Annotated in this window: 16 protein-coding genes; 10 read left to right on the forward strand and 6 right to left on the reverse strand. The window is 56.4% G+C overall.

Going from position 1 to position 23,794, the window contains the following annotated elements; genetic code table 11:
* Positions 1–269 precede the first annotated feature (269 nt).
* The 4 genes from repA to QTL96_RS27830 all read left to right on the forward strand — a co-directional run bounded on the left by repA (position 270) and on the right by QTL96_RS27830 (position 5,032).
* On the forward strand, positions 270–1,505 hold the full coding sequence (gene repA / locus QTL96_RS27815) for a plasmid partitioning protein RepA (protein ID WP_289729988.1): 1,236 nt from the start codon (positions 270–272) through the stop codon (positions 1,503–1,505).
* Complete coding sequence (gene repB / locus QTL96_RS27820) at positions 1,502–2,491, forward strand: plasmid partitioning protein RepB (RefSeq protein ID WP_289729989.1); 990 nt, start codon at positions 1,502–1,504, stop codon at positions 2,489–2,491. Before repA ends, repB begins: the two co-directional genes overlap by 4 nt.
* Before the next feature lie 154 nt (positions 2,492–2,645).
* Entirely contained in the window at positions 2,646–3,869 is a 1,224-nt protein-coding gene (gene repC, locus QTL96_RS27825; protein ID WP_289729990.1) for a plasmid replication protein RepC, read from the forward strand.
* Between the two features lie 992 nt (positions 3,870–4,861).
* On the forward strand, positions 4,862–5,032 hold the full coding sequence (locus QTL96_RS27830) for a hypothetical protein (RefSeq protein ID WP_165937023.1): 171 nt from the start codon (positions 4,862–4,864) through the stop codon (positions 5,030–5,032).
* Positions 5,033–5,435: 403 nt separating this feature from the next.
* Here QTL96_RS27830 and QTL96_RS27835 read toward each other — a convergent pair whose 3' ends face one another.
* From QTL96_RS27835 to QTL96_RS27850, 4 genes are all read right to left on the reverse strand, one after another.
* Complete coding sequence (locus QTL96_RS27835) at positions 5,436–5,591, reverse strand: hypothetical protein (protein ID WP_289730181.1); 156 nt, start codon at positions 5,589–5,591, stop codon at positions 5,436–5,438.
* A gap of 338 nt (positions 5,592–5,929) precedes the next feature.
* Complete coding sequence (locus QTL96_RS27840) at positions 5,930–6,409, reverse strand: hypothetical protein (RefSeq protein ID WP_289729991.1); 480 nt, start codon at positions 6,407–6,409, stop codon at positions 5,930–5,932.
* 2,432 nt (positions 6,410–8,841) lie between these two features.
* A complete protein-coding gene (locus tag QTL96_RS27845; RefSeq protein ID WP_289730170.1) occupies positions 8,842–9,756 on the reverse strand; it encodes a recombinase family protein in 915 nt (304 codons plus the stop codon).
* Positions 9,757–10,085: 329 nt separating this feature from the next.
* Positions 10,086–10,355 carry a helix-turn-helix transcriptional regulator gene (locus QTL96_RS27850; protein ID WP_289729992.1) on the reverse strand — a complete coding sequence of 90 codons (270 nt, stop codon included), beginning with the start codon at positions 10,353–10,355 and terminating at the stop codon, positions 10,086–10,088.
* Positions 10,356–10,452: 97 nt separating this feature from the next.
* Between QTL96_RS27850 and QTL96_RS27855 the strand changes: the two genes are divergently transcribed.
* From QTL96_RS27855 to QTL96_RS27865, 3 genes are all read left to right on the forward strand, one after another.
* Entirely contained in the window at positions 10,453–11,340 is an 888-nt protein-coding gene (locus tag QTL96_RS27855) for a LysR family transcriptional regulator (protein ID WP_289729993.1), read from the forward strand.
* A 243-nt stretch (positions 11,341–11,583) separates the two neighbouring features.
* Positions 11,584–12,741 carry an RHE_PE00001 family protein gene (locus tag QTL96_RS27860; RefSeq protein WP_289729994.1) on the forward strand — a complete coding sequence of 386 codons (1,158 nt, stop codon included), beginning with the start codon at positions 11,584–11,586 and terminating at the stop codon, positions 12,739–12,741.
* A gap of 57 nt (positions 12,742–12,798) precedes the next feature.
* Entirely contained in the window at positions 12,799–13,857 is a 1,059-nt protein-coding gene (locus tag QTL96_RS27865) for a hypothetical protein (protein WP_289729995.1), read from the forward strand.
* 110 nt (positions 13,858–13,967) lie between these two features.
* Here the strand turns inward: QTL96_RS27865 and QTL96_RS27870 are convergent, their stop codons facing one another.
* Complete coding sequence (locus QTL96_RS27870; protein ID WP_289729996.1) at positions 13,968–14,891, reverse strand: DUF4238 domain-containing protein; 924 nt, start codon at positions 14,889–14,891, stop codon at positions 13,968–13,970.
* Between the two features lie 82 nt (positions 14,892–14,973).
* Here QTL96_RS27870 and QTL96_RS27875 point away from each other — a divergent pair, with 82 nt between their 5' ends.
* From QTL96_RS27875 to QTL96_RS27885, 3 genes are all read left to right on the forward strand, one after another.
* On the forward strand, positions 14,974–16,554 hold the full coding sequence (locus QTL96_RS27875; RefSeq protein WP_289729997.1) for an endonuclease NucS domain-containing protein: 1,581 nt from the start codon (positions 14,974–14,976) through the stop codon (positions 16,552–16,554).
* A gap of 172 nt (positions 16,555–16,726) precedes the next feature.
* Positions 16,727–18,064 (forward strand): toll/interleukin-1 receptor domain-containing protein, encoded by a 1,338-nt coding sequence (locus QTL96_RS27880; protein WP_289729998.1) that lies wholly within the window; start codon positions 16,727–16,729, stop codon positions 18,062–18,064.
* 140 nt (positions 18,065–18,204) lie between these two features.
* Positions 18,205–21,801, forward strand: coding sequence for an SIR2 family protein (locus QTL96_RS27885; protein WP_289729999.1), 3,597 nt, complete (start codon positions 18,205–18,207; stop codon positions 21,799–21,801).
* A gap of 158 nt (positions 21,802–21,959) precedes the next feature.
* Here QTL96_RS27885 and QTL96_RS27890 read toward each other — a convergent pair whose 3' ends face one another.
* The gene (locus QTL96_RS27890; RefSeq protein WP_289730000.1) at positions 21,960–23,792 is read right to left on the reverse strand and encodes a hypothetical protein; all 1,833 of its coding nucleotides are present in this window, start codon (positions 23,790–23,792) and stop codon (positions 21,960–21,962) included.
* Between the last annotated feature and the right edge of the window lie 2 nt (positions 23,793–23,794).

The following is a 23,794-nucleotide window of genomic DNA, read 5'->3' on the forward strand; positions in this document are numbered from 1 at the left end:
TCGTAGCCGGCTTGCATGATGGGGCCGCTCTTGGTCTCCCAATGGCGACAGCGCTGCTAATGCCGGGATTACGCCATCAAGGCGATAACCCACTGAATTTTCGATGAAATGCTCATTCGGGCCATGGAAAGCTGTGTACGCCATGGGTTGAGCAAGATTTCGTTAACTTTAAAAGGCTTGCAAGGGTCAGAGAATCGATGCACTCCTCAGATGCGTATTTTTCACGTTTTTCGGGCGTTTTCCGCATACGTGCCCTGATGGACGAAATGATGACCAAGACCACAAACAATGGCGACAGCCGCTCTTCACCACTCCGATCGAAGATCGCGAGCCATTCGGCGTCTCTTTCGGCCAAGCTTCAAGAGCACCAATCGAATATCTTTACGCCGCATGCGCGCAAGACCATTCGGTCGTTTTCTCCATCGGAAGCCGCAAAGCTGCTCGGGGTGGCCGAAGGGTACCTTCGCACAAGTGCGGTTGAATTGGAAAAGAAAGCGTCCGACGGCACGGAGCGCGACTTCAGTCCGGCGCTCGCCGGCGGAAGGCGTATGTATTCGGTGCAGGACATCGCTTCAATGCGCGCCCATCTCGACAAGCCTGCGCGCTCGAATGGTCGATATCTGCCGCATCGCCGCGAGGGCGAGGAGTTGCAGGTCATCTCGGTCATGAACTTCAAGGGAGGCTCGGGGAAAACCACTACCGCGGCCCATCTTGCCCAGTACCTGGCGCTGCGCGGTTACCGCGTTCTTGCCATCGATCTCGACCCTCAGGCCAGCCTGTCAGCCCTGTTCGGCAATCAGCCAGAACTCGATGTCGGTGAAAACGAAACCGTATATGGCGCCATCCGCTACGACGAAGAACGCCGCCCTATCCAGGAAATCATTCGCGGAACCTATATTCCTGATCTTCATGTCATCCCAGGCAATCTGGAACTCATGGAGTTCGAACACGATACTCCGAAGGCTTTGCTGCAACGCAAACCCGACGATATCCTGTTTTTTGCCCGCCTACAGGCCGCTATCAAGGACGTCGAGGACGCCTACGACGTCGTTGTGATCGACTGCCCCCCGCAGTTGGGCTTTCTTACGCTGTCTGCACTGACGGCCGCAACGTCGGTGCTGATCACCATCCATCCGCAGATGCTTGACGTCATGTCCATGAACCAGTTTCTCGCCATGACAAGTGCCCTTTTGGATGAAATCGCCGAAGCTGGCGCCGAGGATCGCAACAACTGGATGCGTTACCTCATTACCCGGTTTGAGCCGACCGACGGCCCGCAGAATCAGATGGTTGCCTTCCTTCGCTCGATGTTCGGCGAAAACGTGCTGGTCAATCCGATGCTGAAGAGCACAGCCGTATCCGATGCAGGCATCACCAACCAGACACTATTCGAGGTGGAACGCGCCCAGTTCACCCGATCCACATACGACCGGGCACTGGAATCGATGAACAACGTCAACGCCGAGATCGAATCTCTGATTAAGGCGACATGGGGTAGATCATGAGCCGGAAAAACCTTCTCCCGATGCTCCACAGCGAGCCAAAGGACGGGCAGCAAGCTGCTCCGCCGCCATCGCGGCCACTTCTTGACGCACCGAGATCAAAGCCACTGGCCGCAATCAGCAAATCGTTGGGTGATCTCAACGATCGCAGCCGTCGAGCAAACGAAATCGAGCGGAAATTGGCTGAAGGCCAGGCCGTCGTCGAGCTCGACGCCGCTTCCATCGAACCTTCTTTCGTGCAGGATCGAATGGAAGGAGACCTCGATGGTCTGATCACATCCATTCGCGAGCAAGGCCAACAGGTTCCGATCCTTGTTCGCCCTCATCCAGAGCAATCGGGCCGTTATCAGGTCGCTTTCGGCCATCGTCGTCTGCGGGCACTCATCGAACTGGGCCTTCAGGTCAAGGCGATTGTTCGAGAACTAAGCGACGAACAGCTCGTCATTGCTCAAGGTCAGGAAAACAACGAACGTGAAGACCTGACCTTCATAGAAAAGGCCCGCTTTGCCGCGCGGCTCAAGGAGCGTTTTGCCCGCGATGTGATCACGGCGGCCATGTCTGTCGATAAGAGCGATCTCACGCGCATGTTTAACATCGTTGACGCCCTTCCCGCGGATCTGATCGATGCGATCGGTCGGGCACCGGGTGTCGGGCGTCGCAGCTGGATCGAATTGACCGAGCTGCTGGAAAAGGCTTCTTCACCGGAGGATGCCACCCGCTATGCGCATACGCTCAAAAGCCTGCCGTCGCAGGATCGTTTCAAAAGCATGATTGCCCATCTGAAGCCGCGTCGAATCACACGCGGAGCTCCAGACGTCCTTTCAGGGCCTGACGGGCAGCGCCTTGCTCAAGTTAAACAGAACAAGACCAAGGTTGAACTGACGATCGACAGGAAGGCAATGCCAGATTTTGCCGCCTTCGTATTGGAGCAGTTGCCTTCGATCTACGCAGAATACCGCACAAAACAGCAGCCAAAAAAGGAAGCGTAACCCGCAAAAGAAAAGAGCCCCCAAAACGTCGCCGTCCTGGAAGCCCCTATCTGTCTAAGCACCAGTAGAATCGCATTTCCGGGATTCATCGTCAAGAGTCTTTGGCATCGTTTTGATGAGCGAATTGCTTTTGCCTGAAGAAAGGTAAAGGACGATGCATACGGAAAGTGTGGCGACGCCGTTCGGGCGGCGGCCGATGACGCTTGCCTTGATCAGGCGGCAACAATCGGTTGCCGAGCTGAAAGCGGGTAAGACCTGTGACAAGTGGAAGGTTAAACGAGACGCCTCTGCTGCCATGGAGCAGTTGGGCCTTCAGTCGAACAGCCTTGCAGTGCTCGACGCTCTGTTGAGCTTTCACCCCGAGAACGAACTGCGTCAGGATGGCCAGCTCGTGGTCTATCCCTCCAATCTCCAGCTCTCCCTTAGAGCCAACGGCATGCCTTGTTCTACGTTGCGACGTCACCTCGCCCTCCTAGTCGAGGCGGGTTTGATCGTGCGCAAGGACAGTGCCAACGGCAAACGTTACGCCCGCAAGGACGGCGCCGGCGACGTTGAACGCGCGTTCGGTTTCGACCTATCTCCGCTCCTCGCACGAGCAGAAGAGCTCGCCGGGATGGCCCAGGAAGTGATCACCGCGCGCGCCGCCTTGCGTAAGTCTAAGGAAGATCTCACCATCTGCAGACGTGATGTGCGGAAGTTGATCTCGGCTGCCATCGAAGAAGATGTCGAAGGTGGTGACTGGCATGCCATGGAAGCAGCTTATGCAGCCATCGTTGGACGCCTGCCGCGCGTAGCATCACTAGATGATGTCACCCGCGCTTTGGATGGAATGCTCGTTTTGCGGACAGAGATCCTCAATCGATTGGAAAAGCACGATAAATCGGTTTTTTCGGGCACCAATGATGCTCATATTGAGCGGCACATACATAATTCGAATCCCGAATCTCCTAATGAATTTGAACAAAGCTCTGAAAGCGAGCTGGAAGCGAAATCGGTGGAAGATACTCGGGCGGAGAAACAATCACGAGAACCTCTCAAGGTTTTCGCGCTGGGTACCGTGTTGAGAGCATGCCCGCAGATTGTCGGCTACGGGCCTGGTGGGAGCATCACGTCGTGGCGTGACTTCATGTCAGCCGGCGTGGTCGTCCGATCGATGTTGGGGATCACGCCCTCGGCGTATCAACAAGCTTGTGATGTCATGGGGCAAGAGAACGCAGCGGTGTCAGTCGCCTGCATGCTCGAGCGAGCCAACATGATCAATTCGCCTGGTGGATACCTGAGAGATTTGACCGGCCGGGCACAGAGAGGTGCGTTTTCCCTTGGTCCAATGCTCATGGCTCTCTTGAAGGCGAATGCCGATCCCGAGCGGAGGGTTTGAGTTAGAGCGAAGAGACCTTATCGGCAGAAAGACACGTGGTGCGGGGGATTGATATCCCTGCAGGCCCTACGATTGATTCGGTTCATGTTCAAGTTGGACGCAAAATGCGGTACCGCGCTGAACGTGTGGAGCGGTTGAGCCGTCCGATAGGAAGGGTTCGCCGGGAATACGAGTGAGGTTGGAGGCTCTGACCGCTTGTCGTTGCAGCAAGGAAAGTGATTTTTTTCTGCGAATTCCGCGCAGGATGGAAGAGATCAAGGTAACGCTTGCCTCGGTCATTCGACCGCAAGGACGGAGTTCCGTTACCGCAGATTGTTCGAGACTCACACCCTTGGAAAGCGTTTGGTAAGGGTCGTCAGACTTTTCGGCGGTCGCTGCTCGATCGGGGATATAAGCGTGGGAGCTTCATTGGTTTCGCTTGACGTCTTCCAGGCGGGATCATCATCATGACATGATCGGGAAAACCTCGACCTGCCGCCAGACCGTGTTCTTCGAGTTCCGTCGTGGTGAGTTAGCTATCACTAAGCCTCTGGAAAAATGAGATAATTCTTGGTTGCGAGGGAAAGGAAGGTCAGCGACGGAGGCCGCAGCCGCGGGCGGTCTGAGTGCCATTGCCGTCCTCGCAACCGTTCGCATGACTAATCCCGCGACTGGTGTTGGCACCAGCGTTCCAATGGTTTGATCAATGCTTTCGGCGGGACGGGCGGGCTCCGGGTTCAGTTTTACCTAGGGTTACCGCAAAACGACATAACGATCGTCAAGCGATCGTCTGGAATGGCGTCGGGTGGCGCTTGTCCAAGCTGAGAATTGAAGGTCGACGGGAACAAGCCTGCCTTGCATCGTGTACGAGACTTTGTTTAGCGACCTAGTTGCAGGAAGAACAGGATTTTGCACTCAGTCGGATTAGATCTCGAGCGGAGATTGGTCAGATCCGTCATTCTTCGAGGCGAGAGTGATCATACTCCGGGCTAAAACATTCACCGGTAATCCTGATGACGATCGAGGTCTTTCAGGCGAAGCGAGAAACTGATCCCCTTGGTGAGGCCAAGGTTTCGCAAGCGCCTTCGCTCAACTTCGACCCCCGGACTACTGACAAGAGAGCGCGCGTTGGCCGCGATGCTTTCGTCACGGTTTCGAACCTGGTGCTGAACTGGATCGTGTGAAGTGATCGTGAAATGACGCCGCCATCCCCCGTAGTGATAAGAATGTGCAGGATGGGGGGTCTCAATACCGGGCTTCTTTTCAATGCTTCCAAAACTTTAGGAGCTCTTTTGCCTGCGTCGCTTGCACAGCGGCGATTGAGATCCTTTGCCCATCTCGAAGCGGGGATCGGAAAGTGGAGCCGTCATCGCAGTATCATCGTCGGAAATCCTTCAATTGCAGTGACGTTCGGCGCTCGAGTGAATGAAGATAACCTACGGCTCAATCAGGCTGCGATCAGTGCAGCAGCCGCGACCTCGGTGGAAATCCGCCCTGGGTTACTTTCTATGATTCCTCTACAGCTTGCTTGGGTTCGAAATAGAGTTTACGTCGGGCATGACGTTCAATCGCAATCGGGCGGTTTGGTTATGCAGGTGGCCGCTTAGCCAGTTTGGGAAGAGCCGACTGGAATGAGATGCTTACGCGCAGTTGATCAGCAGCAAAACCGATCACGTCGCGCAGAATATCCGCGTCCGGGGTCTTCTCCACAAGCTCGAGTAGGTCCATTATGTCGTTGGTCATCGATGTATCCTTCGTATCTGGTTGAGTGTCAGCAACCCAACCATACCGGAGATTATCGATGACCGCCCGCAAAGTCGCTCACTCGTTACAGCGCGCTAAGGGCGCGCTCGCGAGCGGCATTGCTACCGCCGATCTACACCACGCTACGGGGCATGATCACGCGTCGTCTTTCTGCCAATTCCAAATGTCGTTCGAAACCGCCGGGCTCCTTAGGTCTTTTCTTGAGTCTTGGAGACAAGAGATCTTCTTACGCTACCGACACGGACCTTATAGACTCTCGGTCTTGCTGAGATCGCGCTCGAATAGGTCGCGGTTCAGGGAGCTCGCCTCCCCTCCTCTTACTGCAATCGGCATAACCTCGTGGCATGTGATTGAGCCCAGCTACGCGCCAAGTCGTCGGTATCGGTTAAATCAGACAGGAGACCTCCAAGACCATCATCGATATTGAGGTGAGCTTCTGTAATCCCGCAAGTTGACGGCTCCAGGGTAATATCAACAGTCACTCTTCCCTCCACGGCATCGACCTGGAACAGCGAACTGCCGTCAGTCTCGCATGTCAGATTGGCCTGCGCCCGCACCGTTGTCAGCCCGCCTGACTGCGCACAGACTTCAGCAGAGGCTACTTCGAAACTCCTGGTCTTGGTGGGTCCGACCGGCAGCTGTTCGCAGAGCCGGACATTCGAGATTGCGCGTGCAATAGCTGGCCAGTTTTCGTTTTGGATAACCGACACGCAGTTCGCCGAGGCCGAGGCGTGCCCCAGTCCAATGAGTCCGGCCGCTGCCCAGATGATTGTCCTTCTCGCCCGCCCCGCTTCCATGATCATCTCCCGTGAGCTTCCGCCGACGGCTCAGTAGAAACGTCATTCCCGAGTTTTTGATGACGACGTCGACGTTCATCCGACCCTCTCGGTATGAATGGATCGCTGAGAGATCGCGTGACCTCGACCAAATATCCAGTTACCCCGTTCCCCGCTGACCGTTCTTCTGATGAGCGAGATGCAGCCTTCCAAGCGGTGCGAATGCGCGCGGGCCCTGTTCGACTTGCCGCAGCGACGGATGTTCTCGGTGGTGGCTGGCGATAGGTAGGTGTCCGATTGTTCGCGGGTTTTTAGTGACGTCATCGATTCTATATATGAATGAGGCTGGTGGATCTTGCTGTTTGGCCAGCGCTGCGCCCCTCCCCTCGCCGCTCGCTTGTTGGAATACGCATGTGACTAGAACGCCGACGGGGCTTCGACACGCCGGTTCAGCTTACGCGGACCCTCACACGGCTCGTGGCTTTGAAGGTGCCAGGAGGTGAGTGGGAGATTCTCGTTTGGTTGGTGTGACCGCGAGCAGCCAATAATGGCCGCACGGCTGGGGCGCAGGATGCGGGGTGTCAATTTTCGATCGACTTCATAAAATGACCTTATTTCAATGAGTTGGGATCGTGGGCCGCGGCCCACAGAGGCGGGCTGGGACTTTAGCGACGTTTGGCTATTCTGGAATTTATAGTAAATTCAATTAGTTAGTGCTGTGGGCCGCGGCCCACTCCTGTCCGATCGATTTCACCAAACATGCTGCGGGGAAGTGTCGCTGTATTGAGCGACGCCCAGCCGGATCAATGAACTAGTCGACGCACGGTCGCCTGCTCGGTTGATTGCCGTTCCGCGGCGACCCTCCTCTCAGTTAGTGGATCTTTGCGAGAGGTACATGCAGCACCTGCGACCGACCGACCGGCGCGGCGGCGTCTCAGCGGGCGTCAGGCATTGCTTCCCTCCGCAAAGACTTGGCAGAACATGTGTCATCGTCTATGCGCTCGCGAGGCCTTCCATTGGGGAGGGCTAGGTCTGTTTGACGCCACCGGCCAAGTTTTGCATCGCGCCTGACGCCTGCTTTCTGCTCCTACGCAGATGGTCATTCCGCACCTAGGCGCTGCTCTAAGGAGTCGTCCACTGCAAGTCTCTGCCGTTCAGGCTGAGAGGCATACTCGCTTTGAGGCGACGCAGAAAGGCCACCAACATCATTGCAACGCAAGCAATCCTGGATGTGGACAATGGGGTCGCGGGAGTTGGCGCATCCCATGAACGATGACCTTTGCGGCTGTGGCGCCCAACAAAATCCGGTGCTAGCCTGCCGGACGCTCGCCGGAGGGGTGTGTCCGGTGACGAAGCTCTCGTTGAGAATACGGCTTGGCGCGAGCTAACGGCGAGAAATTGTAGGCCAATAGATAGCGCAGGCGAAGGGTGGTTCGGTGCGCCAAACTTCTGACGTTGGCAGCGTCGGTGCGCGCCGGTTTATTTGCGCCGACCAAAGGTCCTGTTCCAGGCCAAAAGGAGTGCCTCGCTTACCGCTGGCATATGCGCTTCTTCTTGGACGGCAATGACACCCCCCTGGTTTTGCGTGTGGTTTACCGGCGCGCTGTGCCAATTGAAGCTGCCAATGCCACCAGCGAGGCGGCACGCCAAACCCTCGCATACCGTCGCGAGCGAGACATCGCAAAAGAGGCGATTGGATTCGCAACCTGGCAATGGCGTCGAACGTAACCGTGTCACGAAATCTGCAGCGTCGATCCTGAGAGGCATCCAATATGGAGCCACATGGCTTGAACGCATGGTGCTGGCTACGAGTGCCGGACCATGATGCCTCGGTACTGGTCAGTCTTTAATCAGGAGCCGTCTGCCCTAAGCTAAGCTATTCCATGGCATCTGGGATGGTAGGGCTCGCCAGTGGCGCTTATCGGCTAGCGATTGCTGCGTCCGGCGATTGGTATCGGCACTCGTAAAAGTCCTGGCGCGGGGACCATTCGAAGAGCGGCTCGTGCCTGTCGGGAGGCTTTCGCTTCTCTTCCGGCACGCCTTGGCGATCTTGGGTCTGCCACAACAAGCTGTGCGCTTTTCGACCTGACGTCTCGTCGCGGTAGGCAAGGCTGGATTCCGATCAGCAAGGTCTATTGTTCGGAGCAGCGCGGAGAAGAGTTCCCAGTCTGGATAGGCGACGTTGCTCGGTTGGTGCGCCAACCGCCGGCAATGGTCATCCTCGAAAGCTATCGGATCTGCGTGAGCGCCGTGGCGTGTCGAACTTCAAGAGATGTCAGCGAGGGACGTGACGATTGATCAGGTCGACTGCGACTGCGAGGAGGTCAATTCTCCGCTTCGCTCGATCGAATTTGCAGCGCTCGAAGACACGCGCGAGGATCAAAAGTGGAGACCCTCGTTTAATCATTCTGTCGGACAGAATGAGGTAGACGCAGGCGCCGGGTACCCAGATCCTAACGGCGGATGAGACCAAATCGGTGGGCTTTGTCGAGCAGATCTCGGACAGATGAGGGCTGAAATTTCTTCCCGCCACGTGCAGGTCTTTCTCCCATCTTCTCAAGCTCACTTGCAATGCCGCGAAGCGATAAGCTCGGGTCGGCGATAGTGATTGCCGCTACCTTTTTCATCAGATGGTCTTCGGGAGCGCGGCGAGGGGAGCGGTCGAGAAGTTCCTTTTCTGCAAGCTGCTCGCGCACCAGACGGTGTACCGCTCGACGAAGGCGCTCTACCGTCCAATCTTGGCCGCGTCGGTTGAGGACGTCGACAACGTTATCCCAGCTGTGCTTTGGGCGCAGTTGCCTGACGACTGGAAGCCAGGTTTCCGACGACGCGTTGAGGCCATCGATGTAAAGCTTCTCGCGTGCCTTGGACGCAGCTTCAATCGCTTCCGGGCGCTTTTCCCGAAGACCGGGGTTGCCAGGAAGTCGTCCTTGAGCTTTTGCTGCCTTGATACTTTCTCTCGCGCGCTCGGCGCTTTGCGCCTTTTCGAGATCTACGATTGCACCAAGAACCTGGATGGAAAAGGCCCCCAGCGGCCCGGTCGTGTCGATCGGATCACCTAGGGAGCGGAAGCCGATCTGCCTATCTTTGAGTTTTTCAATCAGGGCCAAGAGGTCGCTTGCAGAGCGCGCTACTCGATCTAAGCGGGCGACTACCAGAGCATCCCCAGCGTTCAGATCCTGAAGTAGCCGGACCAAGATCGGCCTCGCTTGTGATGAGCTGAATCCGTGTTCCAGATAGATGCGGTCGCAACCGGCGGCTCGAAGATCATCCACTTGCCGATCGTTAGCCTGATGATCGGCGGGGGAGAAGCGTGCATATCCTGCGAGACGGGTAGGCGTCTTTTGATTGTTAGCCTTTTCTTGCATCGCGGCGATGGTCCCGATCTTCGAACTCGCAATAGATTGTACAAATATAAAGTGTGTCAATAACACTATTTTTGCAAGCGTATATGAAGGTTCCAATAGCGGGCCATACAGCGCGATTTGCTTGATAGCGCTCATGGATCCCCATTCCAAGCTAACTTCGTCATCTGGTGGCGATCTACGGCGGAGAAATTGCTTGCGAACTGGAGGAAACTCACGCGCTGCCACTTACCTTCCATCTGTCAGGTGTAGCTGGTCGGTTAGCCGGCGCTAGTGGAGCTGTAATCGACGATCCATATTTGGAATCTTTGAAACGGGAACCTGAACTCTTCCTACTTAGCGTTCTTTGGTTTGCGCCCTGACCGGAGAGGTTCAGGTCTGCCGCTCGTAGGGTCAACTTCCGCAAAAAGCGCCACGACCCCAACCGACAGGACATTGGCGAAAGCTTCAAGTGTGGCAACAGTAACGTTTTCTTCACCGCGCTCCACCCTGCCAACGTAAGACCGATCGATGCCTGCCTCAAGGGCGAGCCTCTCTTGTGACAGTCCACGCTCGACGCGTAGGCTTCTCAAATTCCATCCAATGGTGTGCTTCGTGTCCATTGGCGCACAACACATTTAAACGGCTTGACAATCGACGGACTGTAGGTCCCATATTAATCCTCTGGTTGTTCATATGCACGATGCCGAGGACTGCAGCATGGAACTGCGCCAACTATCTCTTTTCCGAGCGGTCGCCGAGGAGCTCCACTTCGGTCGAGCTGCGATCAAGATGAATATCGCCCAGCCGGCGCTCAGCAATCATGTCATGGCGCTAGAGAGGGAGCTTGGCTGTCCGTTGTTCATCCGCTCGACACGTCGGGTCGAGCTGACGAGGGCAGGGGAGACCTTCTACGATCGTGCTGTCCGCATCCTCAGCGAGATGGAGTTGACGACCGAGCTGACACGGGCCGCAGGTGGCAGTCGCATTCGCCAGATCAAAATCGGTACCGTGTATCCCGCCACCATGGGGATGCTGCCCCAGTTCCTTGGCAAGATCGCCCGCAAGTTTCCTGATGTCCGCATCCACATCGCATCAGGCAACACCGGAGACATCATTCGCGGGCTGGAGACCGGACAGCTCAACCTTGGCTTTATCAGGCCGGTCGAAAACATCGGATCGCTGCGCTTCTTCTCCGTTGCCCATGAACGCTATCTTCTGGCGGTAGCCGAGAGCAATCCGCTGGCTTCGCTCAATGAGATTTCGATTGAGGACCTACGCGATCAGAAGATCATTGCCTTCAACCGGCAGAACCTCTCTTTCACCGAACGGTACTTCAATGAGAAGTTCGAGGAATACGATCTGACGAAGAACGTTGCCTATAGCTGCGACGACACCTATTCTTTGGTCTCTCTCGTCTCTGCCGGTCTTGGCGTCGGCTTTGCACCGGAGTGGACGACCGATATCCCGAACCGCAGCTTCGTGCTGAAAAAGGTGAGGGGGATCGACTTCAAGATCGGGCTCGGCATTGCCTGGTCGAAGGAGGATCCGACGGCGTCGCGGGATGATATCGTCGAGATCGCGAAATCGATGGTGCGGCGCGGGTGATGCGGCGATGACGGGGGCGTAAGCAATTCCGAAGGATTGACCGGAGGTTTGTAAAAGGCGATTCTCAACCGTGAGAATCGTTATGCAGTGACGCGACATCGGTGCACGCGTTGAGAGATGGCGCTGGACTGGATCCATACCATCGATAACCTATAATTATCGATAGCCAAGCGTTGCCTGGACAATCATATGAAGTGACGAACAGTAATATGCATATAGCATTCGTTTAACGAATGATTTACCATGAATTCAATGCGTTACGATCTTGCCAAATTGCCGATCCAGAGCCTCCTGCGGCCGATTGCGGACGCCAGCGCGGCGCTGACCCGGCTGGACGAGCGCATCGCCCGCTCGAACGTTGGCGCCGGCCTTCTCGAACGGCAGAATTTTGCCGATGCCTGCGCCTCGCTGTGGCTCGACGGCGAGCTCGTGCATCTCGAGGACCTCGTCCTGCACGACGCCGGCGCCGACGTCCGCGCCCCAACCCACGAACTGACCATCGCCCGCGACGTTCTGCGCACTCGCCGCCGCATCGCCAGTCAACCGCCGGCCTGGGTCCTCAGTCCCGACGGCCTGCGCACCCTCCGGCAGGCGGGGCCTGCAGCCCGGGCGTGGCCCGGACCATCAGAGGACGACAGCGATGCGATTGACGGCGGACCGATCGGGGGAGGGGAGAGCGAGCGCGACGACGGGGCTGACGCGAATGCGTCCGATCTGGACAGGAGTGTCTTCGCGGAAATCGATGCGGTGCTGGCCCGTTCGGCCGCTGCAATCGAGGAGGCTAAGCGGCCGAACAAGGTGGCAAGCCACCGCGCCGCTGACACCAAGGCGCTGGTCTACGATCTCGACTGGGATGAGGATGCGCGGCTCGATGAATGGCGCGACGTCGTTCGCCAGGCGCGGGAGCTGCCACCGGTGTTGGCGGCGATCGTCGCCCTCGATGCCTGGAATGAATTGGCGGTGTCGCAGCACGCCCCTTGGCTCGGCCGGCTGCTGGCCGCGGCGCTGCTGCGCCAGGCTGGCGTTGCCACTGGCGGCCACCTGGTGGCGGTCAATGTTGGCCTGAAAACCATCCCGGTCGATCGGCGACGGCATCGCGACCGCGGCACCAGGCTGCTGGCGCTTGCGCAGGGATTGCTGGCGGCCGCCGAGATTGGCTTGAAGGAGCACGACCGGCTGGCGCTGGCGCGCACCATGATGGAGCGGAAGATTGCCGGCCGGCGAGCGTCGTCGAAACTGCCGGAGCTGGTCGAGCTGGTAATGGCGAAGCCATTGGTGTCGGCCGGGATGGTGGCCAAGACGCTTGGCGTTACGCAGCAGGCAGCGCGGCGGATCGTGCTGGAGCTCGGGCTTCGCGAGATGACCGGGCGGGGGAGGTTTCGGGCGTGGGGGATCGTCTAGCTACTCGAGATGAACTTCGACATAGATTGTGGAGATGATCGAAGACGGGAGCCGAACTTGGGGAAAATGAAGGAACTGCAACTCGGGACCCAGAACCTTGCTCGCGACTGGGAAGGTTTGGTCGAAGACATTCTCAGTCAACCGGCGGTCGGTAGCGCGGTAGCGCTGAAGCCGGACGAGATGCCGGCCACTGAGGACGAGTACGAGCAGTTTCGCCTTGTACCGGACCTGAGGTTTCAACCGCTCGGGTTAGATCACTCGGTAGCTATTGAAATAAGGATGTTTCGTTGGCATCGCGATTGGCATCAACGCATATCGGACTCGATCGCCCATATGCACGAGATCCTCAGCTCGGACGAATTTGATCGCGGGATTATTGTGACGACGGTGGACCTGCCAGATAACCTACGAACTCAATTATATTCCCCTGAGGACAGGAAAGTGGAAGTTTGGGGCGTCGAGAAGTTACGGGAGCTTGCTGAAGGTAATGACGCTCTGTCGAGTATTCTTGACGAATTGCTTTCAGAGACAATTCTCGACGATGATCTGCGGCGTCCTCTCAAAATGGATCCAGAGTTGCGGCAAGGCCGTATGCTGGCAGATAAATTGCGACAGACGCCGGCCGGACTAAAGGGATGGAGAGATTTCGAGTTGCTAACCGAGGAGGCCATCCGCTTGCTGTTTGGACGCGACCTCTCAAATTTCAATGCCCAGCAACGAACTGATGACGGTCTCAATCGGATGGACCTAATTGGCCGGATCAAGATGGAGGGTGGTTCCTTCTGGGCCATGGTCGCTTCGGATTTTTCGACTAGATACGTCGTCTTCGACGCGAAGAATTTACATGATCCTATCACGCAGCAAGAGATTCAGATCACCGAGAAGTATCTCTTCGCGAGAGGACTCAGAACGTTCGCAGTCGTCATTGCAAGAAACGGCGCCGATCAGGGTGCATCAAAGCTCGTGGAAACCCAGCTCCGGGAGAACGGAAAATTTATTCTGGTCATCACTCTGGCAGATCTTTGCGCAATGCTCGAGGGAGCTGACGTCGGCGAAGCTCCTGAAAACTTACTTTTCGAAAGGATGGATTACGTTTTGATGAGGATGGGCCGCTAGCTCGTAACAGTCTTAGACAGCACTGGTTGCTGCACTAGATAGCGGTGTCCATATGTGGAGGGCGGGCACGCGGGCGGTCAGGGATGGAGCGTCGTCAGTGCGGGGACTATTCAGTCTGAATTTTTTTGACGTCGATATCGTACCAGATACTGAAATAGCGTTGTGCGCGGCTTCGAGCCAAAAGCCTCCTCGATCAGCGGTCTCATCTCGTCATCTCGAGCGAAGGCGAACCTGACTGCAGCGCCGGCAATTAACCTATTGAGCCCGCCCACCCATCTCTCGGCATCATAAGCCTCGATTCTTCGCTGCGTCGCGACGTTGTTGACGGCGACAAATGCTGAGTTAGGGCCGATCGGCAAAATGATATACGAGTCCTCGGCCGCGAACTCGTACAGGGTTATGATCGGCCGATCACTGGTCAAAAACTGAGCAGGGCCGTCAATCTGGCGTACGAACCAACGCATATTGTTGATCATTGCGCCGACTTGTGAATGATCGATCAGCGTTCGCAGGACCCTGAACATCCAGCTACGAATTTCATGGGGCGAACGACCGTCCAAGTATTCTGTGAGGGTTGCCGGATCGGTCGGTCCTTTCCCTACTTCGTAAGCCGCTTCCAGCTCTGGCATAGCTCTTGCCCACTCCTCCATGAGACCGCCTGATAGCGTTTCAAGGTGGTCGGGCATACGCATCATCAACGACATCAGGAAGCGGGACCATGCGCTGCGTAGGCGAGAGTCGCGACGGAGTACTGGATCGTTGGCTTCGAGGGCGACAAGAGCTTGGCTTGCCAGTGAATCGAGGGGCGACATGAAGCCCGACTCCAGCGCCTGTGCGGTGTCGGCGGGCGCTGCGTGATCGGTGTATAGTAGATCCTCGCCGCCCGACACCTCCGGGGAGACCCATTTCGCTACGATCTTGTTTTCAATAGGCTTGCTAAACCGGCGCAGCTTCCCGTCTTCTCCGGCCCATCGTGCTTGATAGAATGATGGTAGGTAGTGATGGTACAGCGGCTGTGGTGTCGTGTTGTTCACTTTTCCGGTGCTTTGCGAGTAGTGTAATTGTCGGCATTCACTCTTTAATTGCATAGCCGGGAGCTGCAAACGGGCGAAATCAATGATCGACAGCCTAGATGGTATTCCAAGTAAGAAGGTTCTCGATCTCTTCGCCAACGAAGCGGAATTTCGAGATTTCCTCGTGGCTAACCTCGATCTCATTGAACCTGGCCTTGAGTTCCTTGAGAAAGAACACATTATCCTGAATCCGAATGGTTCTGGTGGCAGGGTCGATATCTTGGCGCGCGATCCGTACGGCCATATCCTCTGCATCGAAATCAAGCGTAGCGATAGCAGTGCTCGTTCTACCCTGAACGAACTCAGCAAATACGTTGCTCTGCTGGTGGATCGAGACCAGCTCCCGCAACACAACATCCGATGCGTAGTCGTATCGACTCATTGGAGCGAGCTGCTGCTCCCGCTGTCGTACTTTGCCCACTTCGTGAATGTTCAAGTTACGGCGCTGCAAGCGGTTCGCGATGGTGACCAGGTTTTGCTGCAGCCACTTACGATGACTGACATCAGGTTCCTCCCACAGCTTAGCCCTGATATGGACTTGATCTGGTTTGAGGCCGAGGAGCCACGCTTACGCTACGTTGATTTTCTCAAGGCTCGCTCCGCAAGACTTCCTTTTGTTCGGCTAGCGTTGCTACTTTTTCAGCGGCGCCCAGAGGCAAGCAAATCCCTCGATCCCTTTTCGATGATGATTTGCGTCTGGCGGATTAAAGATGGCCTTCACGACAAGATCGAAGAGGTGATCGGCAAGCCAATTGGTCAAGATTGGCCGTATGCTGCCCGAGGATGGGAGCCGGAGGCTGACGCCAAGAACTGGATTGATGACGCGCCCTTTACCGATTTCCCTGAAGTCGCCAAAGGTTGGACGCACGGCACGCCGGAGAAACTCTCCTCGCTGTTGCCGAACTACGGTCTTCAAGAGGTTGTGCGCCTGGGCGGGTGGCCGAAGAATGATCTTATCAACGACGATAAGAGAATTTTGGAGATGGCTCAGGCCATGTCGCCTTTGCTTGGCGCCGGTCGGCCCAGCCGCCATCGATTTCATGCGACGGTGACACCCCGGATAGTTCCCTCCTGGCAAACAGCGACCGCTTCCTTTTTGGATTTCATATCCTTTGAGGAGCTTTGGAAAGCGCAAGCAGCGGCATATTTAAACCAGATCGTTGAGAGCGACGTAAGCGTGGAGCTGCATGCTTGGGACAAGAAGCACCTCGTTTATGCCATCCATCAGGCACGTTTCCATGAGGTAGCGATGTACAGCTTTTTCCAGATCGCGATCAGCAGAAATGGAACCCTCCTGCGCGCAATGCGGGGAATGTACGTCTGGGACGGTGTGACCTGCCCGCCTTCCGCCTCTGAACTAATTCACACTGTCTACGGTGGGGTAATGCATGCGCGAGTGGCGATAGGCAGCGCCATTGATGACGCCCGTCACGAGGTGGCGAACGAATTGCATGGATTTGTTGCGGCCCTGGATTGGCTAGATGAGGATGGCTCAGTACGCAGCACTCACTCTACAGCACGCTATTCGCTTCGGGATTTCGTGGCTAGCAATCCCGACTACAGCGCCGCTATATCCGAGACATTGGAACAGGCAGGACCACTCCCGACCGGTCCATCATCGTAGGCCATGACCCAGATCAAACACGCGCATAGGTGTACCTGGAGCGGCTCAACCGGCGAGATGGTAAGGCCTCGGTACATTTCACGCGATAGAGTTGTTGGTAACTGCTCTGCAACTGAGAAGAGACCCACTGACAACTTGACGCCTAGTATTGGTGCAACCCATCATTCGGCGAATGAAGTATGAATTTGCAACACTTTCACCGGAAGACTTCGAGAACCTGAGCCGAGATCTCGTCGGCGCCGAAATCGGCGTTCGGTTTGAGGCGTTCACGGCTGGCGCAGACGACGGGATGGATGGGCGCAGCAACAATGCCGATGGTTCTATCATCCTCCAGGCAAAGCACTACTTCCGATCAGGCTTTTCGAAACTCAAGTCCAAGATGCGGGAAGAACGTGCTTCGATTGATGAGCTAGCGCCGCAACGGTACGTCCTGACGACGTCCGTTGCACTGACGCCGGCGAACAAAGCGGCACTATCGGAGATTATTGGCCCGAGCCTATTAGGCACTGGTGATATATTTGGCGCTGACGATCTCAATGCCCTGCTCCGGTCCCATCCTGATATCGTCAAGGCTCATGAAGGGCTCTGGGCGCACAGCACACCGGTGCTGGAACAGGTCGTCACGAATGCTGGCCGCAAGGCTATGGCGCCGACAGAGGTTCCTCAACCGCTCGCTCGATTGCTGCCGCCAACCAAGGCTGCGATCGATGCGACGCTCGAGCCTGCAAACCGCGATACTGTTTTTATCATCAAGTCCTCACCTGTCGACGACGAGTTCACGCTCTGGCTCGCTCCAAAACTTGAAGCGGAGGGCTATCAGGTCTTTGCAGACGTGCTGACCCTCATGCCGGGCGAACGTTGGCGGCGAGAGATAACCCGGGCACTGCGCCACCGCGCGGTGAAGGTCCTGCTTCTTTGCCGCGATTCCAGTCTGGAGGATACCGGCATTCACGACGACCTAGACATTGCCCTGGAAGTCGGAAAGGAAATCGGCGATCAGAGGTTCGTCATCCCGCTTCGCATGGAGACGTTTCGGAAGATAAAAGGTCTCGGCGACACTGTTCCGGTCGATTTCGTTCGAAACTGGGGAGAGGGTCTGCTCAAGCTTGTCGACACCCTGCAAAGGCAAAAAGTGCCGCGAAGCACGGACGTGCCGATCAATCCAAACTGGGAAATTTTTCGCCGACTCGGGGCCGTACCGATCATCGACATTCCCGAGCGCTTGACCTCAAACTGGCTTCGAGTCGCCGAGGCACCCGACTTCATCAGATATTTCGAATGTTCGGGAGTGATTAACAAAGCGCGCATTCAGGGAGCAATCGACAGCTATGGACTACATCTGGACGACAGGATACGTCCCGCAGCTCGACACCTATATTGGTCCGGAAACACCAAATCCACTCCATGTGACCGTAACGCGGAGCAAAGACGCAAAACCGGATATTCGCGACGTACTCTCAGACATCATGGGTCTGACAAAGATCAACTACAATTCTTGCAACTTCAATGATGGTCTTCCCGTCACGGTTCGGTTTGCTCGCATGGTGGGGGACGTCCTTACAATGGGATCGGCGATCAAAGGCGAGAAGAAGCAGCCCTTTAAGTTTTACATATAGCCTCAATTCACCTTGAACGGTCAGCCAGAATATCATGAGACTTAATCCACTCGGTCCCGATTTCCCCGAAACGCTCGTCGATGAATTGCTCGAAGGCAATGTCGTATTTCTTTGCGGCGCAGGGGTGAGCTCTCCGCAGCTGCCAAACTTTCGTGACCTTGTGACGAATGTCTATAACCGGCTGGGCGAGCAACGCACCCCAGCCGAAGACCATGCTTTCCAGGCCTCTCGCTATGAAGAGGTTTTGGGCGCCCTTTCGCGGCGCCTTGTTCGCTCGGATGACGTTATTGACGCGGCCGCCGCAGAACTGCAGGTGCCCGCAAACCCTGATACCGGCCATCACGACGTTATCTTGCGGCTGTCGCGAGATCAGGTGGGAAGGCCTACAATTGTCACCACAAACTTTGACACGCTGTTTGAGAGATCGCTTGTTGTCTCACATTCGGCGGAGTATGCAGCACAGGAGAGCGCGGCGGGCCAGGATATCCCGGCTCCGGGGAGTGCTAGGTTCACCGGTGTGGTCCACATCCATGGCCGTTTGGCAGATCACGATCTCGATCTTGCCAAGACAGAGCTTGTACTGACAAGCGCCCAGTACGGGGAAGCTTATTTGCGCGCCGGCTGGGCGGCCCGGTTCCTTTTTGACCTCATGCGTTGCCGCACCCTGGTTCTTGTGGGCTACACCGCCAATGACGCTCCAGTACGCTACATCCTCAACGTCCTTGAAGGAGATAGGGAACGGTTTACCGACCTGCGACGCGTATATGCCTTCAGCTCATCGAACGGTAACCTGGAAACTGCGGCCGCGCCTTGGCAAGCGCTGGCGGTGGAGCCGCTTCTGTTCGAGCTGGAGAACGGCAATTCCTATGCCCCACTATGGTCAAGTCTTGAAGAACTGGCCAACCTTGTGGAAAATCCGGATGTTCGTCGTCGAGAGATGATAGCTTCCATAGTCTCGCGCGCCGTAGCTGATGCTTCGGACCACGATGTTCGAGCGCTCAAGTGGGCGCTAGGCGCACGAGCAGACCTCTTCGAGCACTTCGTTACGCGATGCGAGGATGCCGAGTGGTTCGATATTCTCGGTTCAGAGATGCGAGCTTTCGGCGAACAGGCGCGAGCCTGGATGCTCGCCCGCTGGTCCGCGCGAGAATGGGATGACCGGACAAGATTCCTGACAGCAATCAAATATCTTGCGAGGGGATCGAAGGAACTTTCCCAAGCCCTGTTCCGTGAACTGGATCACAACCGTCCCGAGCAGGCAACGTGGGAGAAAGCCTGGCGCTTGCTCGCCGAAGCGGCGGCCACAGTGGTGGAACACGACACTCTCCTCGATTACCAGCTGCGTCACCGGCTGGACCGCGGCCCGGTCGTGGAATCCGACCTCGGACGCTTGGTCGCTTCTATCGGACCGCGCCTTACAATCGAGGCGCCGTTCCGCGAGGAAGATCCCACCGAACCGCCGAACCAACTTTCTGAGATTGCTCGATTCTCGATGGAAAGCCAGCATCAGGAACATTTCCGTGACATTCTGACATCCCCCGTCGGCAATGCAGAAAATATTCTGAGGTTGCTCGAACGAGCTTCCGAGCAACTGTCGAGGCAACTACGGACTGCGCGTGACGCTGAGTTGATCGGGCCGGGACGAGATATAACAGATTTCGGCGTACCGTCAGTCGTCAGGCATCAACAAAATCAGCATCGACGCGGGTTCGTTCCGCTCACTGTTTTGATTTCATCCGCTTTGCCCATAGCCACCGCAGCGAATTTGCAGGGGACAAGGAGGGTCGCCGAAGGATGGCGGTTGGAACCGTTCAACCTGACCGCGCGGCTTTGGATGCACGCACTCACGATTCAAGCTCTTTTCACTGCGGAGGAGGCGATTGATGCGCTTACAAACAGCAGCGAGACGAGCTTTTGGTCCTTCGCACTGGAGTTTGTCGCCATTGTTCGCGCCCACGTTGCTCAAGCGAGTGGGGAGGCCGTTCAACGTCTGATGCAGCGCCTCGTCGCCGAGGGACCGCAACGATATGCCGACCGAGAGCGGAGTGCCGACGGTATCGACTGGCAGGATCGTGCTCGGGACCGCGATATCTGGGTGCGGTTGACCGCCATCGGTGAACTGGTCCCTCTGGCGCCAGAGGCAGAAGCGCTGCTGCGCGAAATTCGTGAGCGGCGAACATATCTATCGCGTGAAATTGACGAGCGGGATCTGTTCCGCACTTGGAGCTCCGGGGTGAGGGCTGTACGCGGGCGAACGACACAAATCGTGTCGGCCCCGCCAAGCGAACGCCTCACGATCGCTGATAGGCTTGAAGAAAGCAGCAACATCGAAGATCAACAGGGCTGGGGAGAATATTGTCGAGAGGATCCGGTTGGGGCGTACGCTGCGCTCCGATCTCGCCCCCTCGAAGCCGGCGTGGTCGCACGTTGGTCAACGTGGCTCGAGACCATCCCAAGTCGCGCAAATATGGCAAGCCCCGAATGGCTTGAGGTCATTCAAGAAGCGCTCGGTCTTCTCGGTGAGGCTGATATCGAGATCATCAGCGCCCTTGTTGGTCCCCTGGCCCGTATCACAGAGCATGCCCGGCGGCTTGGGCTCGCTCTCCCGCAAGACTGGTGGGATCGTCTATGGCAAGCTGCCGAGGGCGAGCCCGAGGTGGACTGGAGTGACGATGTCGAGACCTACGATCGCGTCATCAATTCGCCGGCCGGATCCCTTGCCGAAGCGCTGCTTCAAGGGATCAGCTCTCAAAGAGAGCATGGCGGCGATGTGAACGTTGCGGACCTCCAACGCATGCAGCGGATGATTGCGTCCGCGACCTATTCGGGCGAAATGGCGCGTGCAGCTTGCGTCCGATACCTGTCTTTCGTTTTTAGCGTTTCGCAGGATATTGCAATCGCTGAGTTGAGACCTGCCATTGCCGCAGACAATGATGAGGGCAGGCGGCTGCGAGGGGTATTGGTCGAATACGATAGCTTCCGTGCGGATGCCGAGCTCTGTTTCGGCGATCTCATTTTGCAGGGGATCCGAGAATGCCGCCAGAAAGATGTGTCGGCCGCCAATGCCGCCTCGCATCTCATCCGAGCGGTGGTGGCTTCCTTTGACGAACCCAATCTAGTCAGGGGCATCTCGCCGCTGCAGGCGAAGCAGACGCTTCGAGAGGCTACAGCGGACATACGTGTCGGAGCATTGAAAATTATGACTAGTTGGCTTGAGGAAGCACCTGCCGACGACCGAGCCGCGGCATGGACAAATCTTTACGGCCCAACATTCCAGGCGATCTGGCCGCGCGATCGCAGCTTTCGTTCGAATGATGTGAGTAAAGAGGTGTTTTCGTTGGCTACCGCGGCCGGCGCGGCGTTTGAAGCAGCGGTCGAAACTCTTCTACCATATGTCTCGCCGTTCAATGATGATTGGATCAGCCTTCATGATCTCGAACGCGATAACGCGGCCCTCGCCAGGCTCTTCCCAGTCGCCGCTCTCAACCTACTGTGGGCAGTGTGCGGGCCGCCCTGTAAGGGCCGTACATCGGATATCGACGTTATTTTAAATGCTATAGCTGCTGCGAACCCGGCTCTTGCTGTCGATCGCAGAGTGCATAAACTCCGGCTATTGGCCGTGAGTCATTAACCCATCGTTTCTGGCTCAAAGAGGGCTTCTGGCTGGAAGAACCTGAGCATCTCCCCCAGGCTTAATTTGACGGAGGCGACATGAAGATTGGCAGAGGTGTTACGGCTTCGGAATGCCGTACCTCCTCGCACCCGCCTGTTGCACGTCGCGTTTCTCCATTAGGAGGGGATGAATGCCTTTCGCTCGCCAGGTTTTGCGTCGTCACCGGCGAACCATACATATGAGATCGTGTCAGCCACCTCTTTGGGCGGCTCCTTGTTTTCGATCACGATGACTTGAACCCCCGAACTGATGTCTGCCAAAGCCTTCCAGAATCCGACCTCAATCCTTGGGGGAATTGGCCCGTCTCCGTTGTTGACCGATGGTGATTTACGATAACTCGTTAAGGGTGAGTCGAGCACGACGAAACCGGGGTGAGGCTTCTCGTATTGGGAGCTGTAGCGCAGAAGCCCTATCACAAATGCGGAATGGAGAATTGAGCGCACACCCTTACCGTGTGACTGGCGCGACTGGCCGTCTACAACGATATCGAAATCCGCCTGATCAAACTCAACGCGAGGTTCGGCACTCCATTGCCATTCGATCAAGACTGTTTCGATGCATTTGCAAAGGTTTCGTAGTGCAACTGATGGAAGCGGCTCCCACTTCGACGTGCCGGTCTTGCCAGTGCTCGTTCTTTCGATTTCAGCCTTCATCAACTGGAGATTTTCGAGTTGATCTTTGTCGTTTCGCGCACCTTCTAGTTCAACTCGCCGGCGGATTAGCTTCTCAAGCTGGGAGTTCAAGTCTGAAAGCGCCGGCGCCAGCTGGCGATCGAGGAGTTCCCGGAAATCCTTGATGTTTTTTTGCGATGTAGCCTCGCCTTCGCGCCAGTCAGCGAGCCGTTCCTCGAGGGTGGTGATCGCTTGGGAAAGGTCCTTATTCAGTGCCTTGATCTTGGCGGCTTCTGCTCTTGCGCCCGCATAAACATCTGCACTTCGTTCCTGTGCGACGTGCGAATGGTCTCGGCTCATTGGCTGGTCGCATAATGGGCAGTGTACTTCTTGAAGACCATCGAAGTAGTGTGCGCCCTCCGCGATAAAGTCGAGCCGCCCCAGGTCAGATTTGTATCGCGCCGACAGGAGTTTGTACCGGCCGAGTACTTCGCTTATTGCTATGATCTGTGTCTCAGCGCGCTGTAGTTCCGCTATTTCTGTCTGAAGGTTACGCAGAATTGCGGTGTGGGTCTCGGTGGTCGCATTTAGCTCGGCCGTTATCGATCCGATCGTATTGTCGACTTTCTCGATCGTATCGTTAGGGTCATCCGAGAAGGATTTGACCTTGCGTTCAAGAGGTTCAAGCAGGTCCGCGATCAGCCCAAGCTTTGCTTGATCCCGCGCACGGATGATATCACGGCGTTCGGCTGCAATGATCCCTGTATCGTCCTTGCCGGACAACAGATAAGCGAACATGCGTTTGCGAGCGGTGGCATCAAAGGTTCCATCGGCGACGATTGGCGATTTCTCATCGATCATTGCGATTTCGTTGACCAGGAAAATTGGCAAAATGGTCCTGACAGTCAGGCGCTGCGTTTCTCCGCGGTCGTTCTTCCGAAGCTTCGCTTCACCAGCCATTTCAGCAAATGGAAGCAAAACCGATGTCAGATCTTTGGCCTGACTGCTTCCAGATCTGCTCCGGATGACCCTCTCGCCCTCATCGACGATATCATCCATCCTGCATCTGTGGGCAGCGAGTTCGCCTCCTGACAGGTTTCGCTCTAGCGTGAGGTAATCGCCAAGGGGCTCCTGAAATTCGACGTGGAGCTGTGAATAGGGTTCAGCTTCTGGTATGCGTTTCCTTAGTTCATCAGCTCCGAGGATGTAGTCCAAGCAATGGAGAAGGTAGCTCTTGCCTGTGTCCGACTGGCCGGCAAGAACATTTGCGCCCGCATTGAACTCGATTTCGGCTTTGGGTACATCTGGCCCAGACAGGCGTATCTTGCGAAGCTGCATAT

This window comes from Rhizobium sp. S163 (assembly GCF_030380805.1).
In the GTDB taxonomy this organism is placed as follows: domain Bacteria; phylum Pseudomonadota; class Alphaproteobacteria; order Rhizobiales; family Rhizobiaceae; genus Rhizobium.

Bases quoted from the DNA above. Each gene is read 5' to 3' on its own strand.
- repA (WP_289729988.1), top strand. From the start codon at position 270: ATGACCAAGACCACAAACAATGGCGACAGCCGCTCTTCACCACTCCGA.
- repB (WP_289729989.1), top strand. From the start codon at position 1,502: ATGAGCCGGAAAAACCTTCTCCCGATGCTCCACAGCGAGCCAAAGGAC.
- repC (WP_289729990.1), top strand. From the start codon at position 2,646: ATGCATACGGAAAGTGTGGCGACGCCGTTCGGGCGGCGGCCGATGACG.
- QTL96_RS27830 (WP_165937023.1), top strand. From the start codon at position 4,862: ATGACGATCGAGGTCTTTCAGGCGAAGCGAGAAACTGATCCCCTTGGT.
- QTL96_RS27835 (WP_289730181.1), bottom strand. From the start codon at position 5,591: ATGACCAACGACATAATGGACCTACTCGAGCTTGTGGAGAAGACCCCG.
- QTL96_RS27840 (WP_289729991.1), bottom strand. From the start codon at position 6,409: ATGGAAGCGGGGCGGGCGAGAAGGACAATCATCTGGGCAGCGGCCGGA.
- QTL96_RS27845 (WP_289730170.1), bottom strand. From the start codon at position 9,756: ATGCAAGAAAAGGCTAACAATCAAAAGACGCCTACCCGTCTCGCAGGA.
- QTL96_RS27850 (WP_289729992.1), bottom strand. From the start codon at position 10,355: ATGGACACGAAGCACACCATTGGATGGAATTTGAGAAGCCTACGCGTC.
- QTL96_RS27855 (WP_289729993.1), top strand. From the start codon at position 10,453: ATGGAACTGCGCCAACTATCTCTTTTCCGAGCGGTCGCCGAGGAGCTC.
- QTL96_RS27860 (WP_289729994.1), top strand. From the start codon at position 11,584: ATGAATTCAATGCGTTACGATCTTGCCAAATTGCCGATCCAGAGCCTC.
- QTL96_RS27875 (WP_289729997.1), top strand. From the start codon at position 14,974: ATGATCGACAGCCTAGATGGTATTCCAAGTAAGAAGGTTCTCGATCTC.
- QTL96_RS27880 (WP_289729998.1), top strand. From the start codon at position 16,727: ATGAAGTATGAATTTGCAACACTTTCACCGGAAGACTTCGAGAACCTG.
- QTL96_RS27885 (WP_289729999.1), top strand. From the start codon at position 18,205: ATGAGACTTAATCCACTCGGTCCCGATTTCCCCGAAACGCTCGTCGAT.
- QTL96_RS27890 (WP_289730000.1), bottom strand. From the start codon at position 23,792: ATGCAGCTTCGCAAGATACGCCTGTCTGGGCCAGATGTACCCAAAGCC.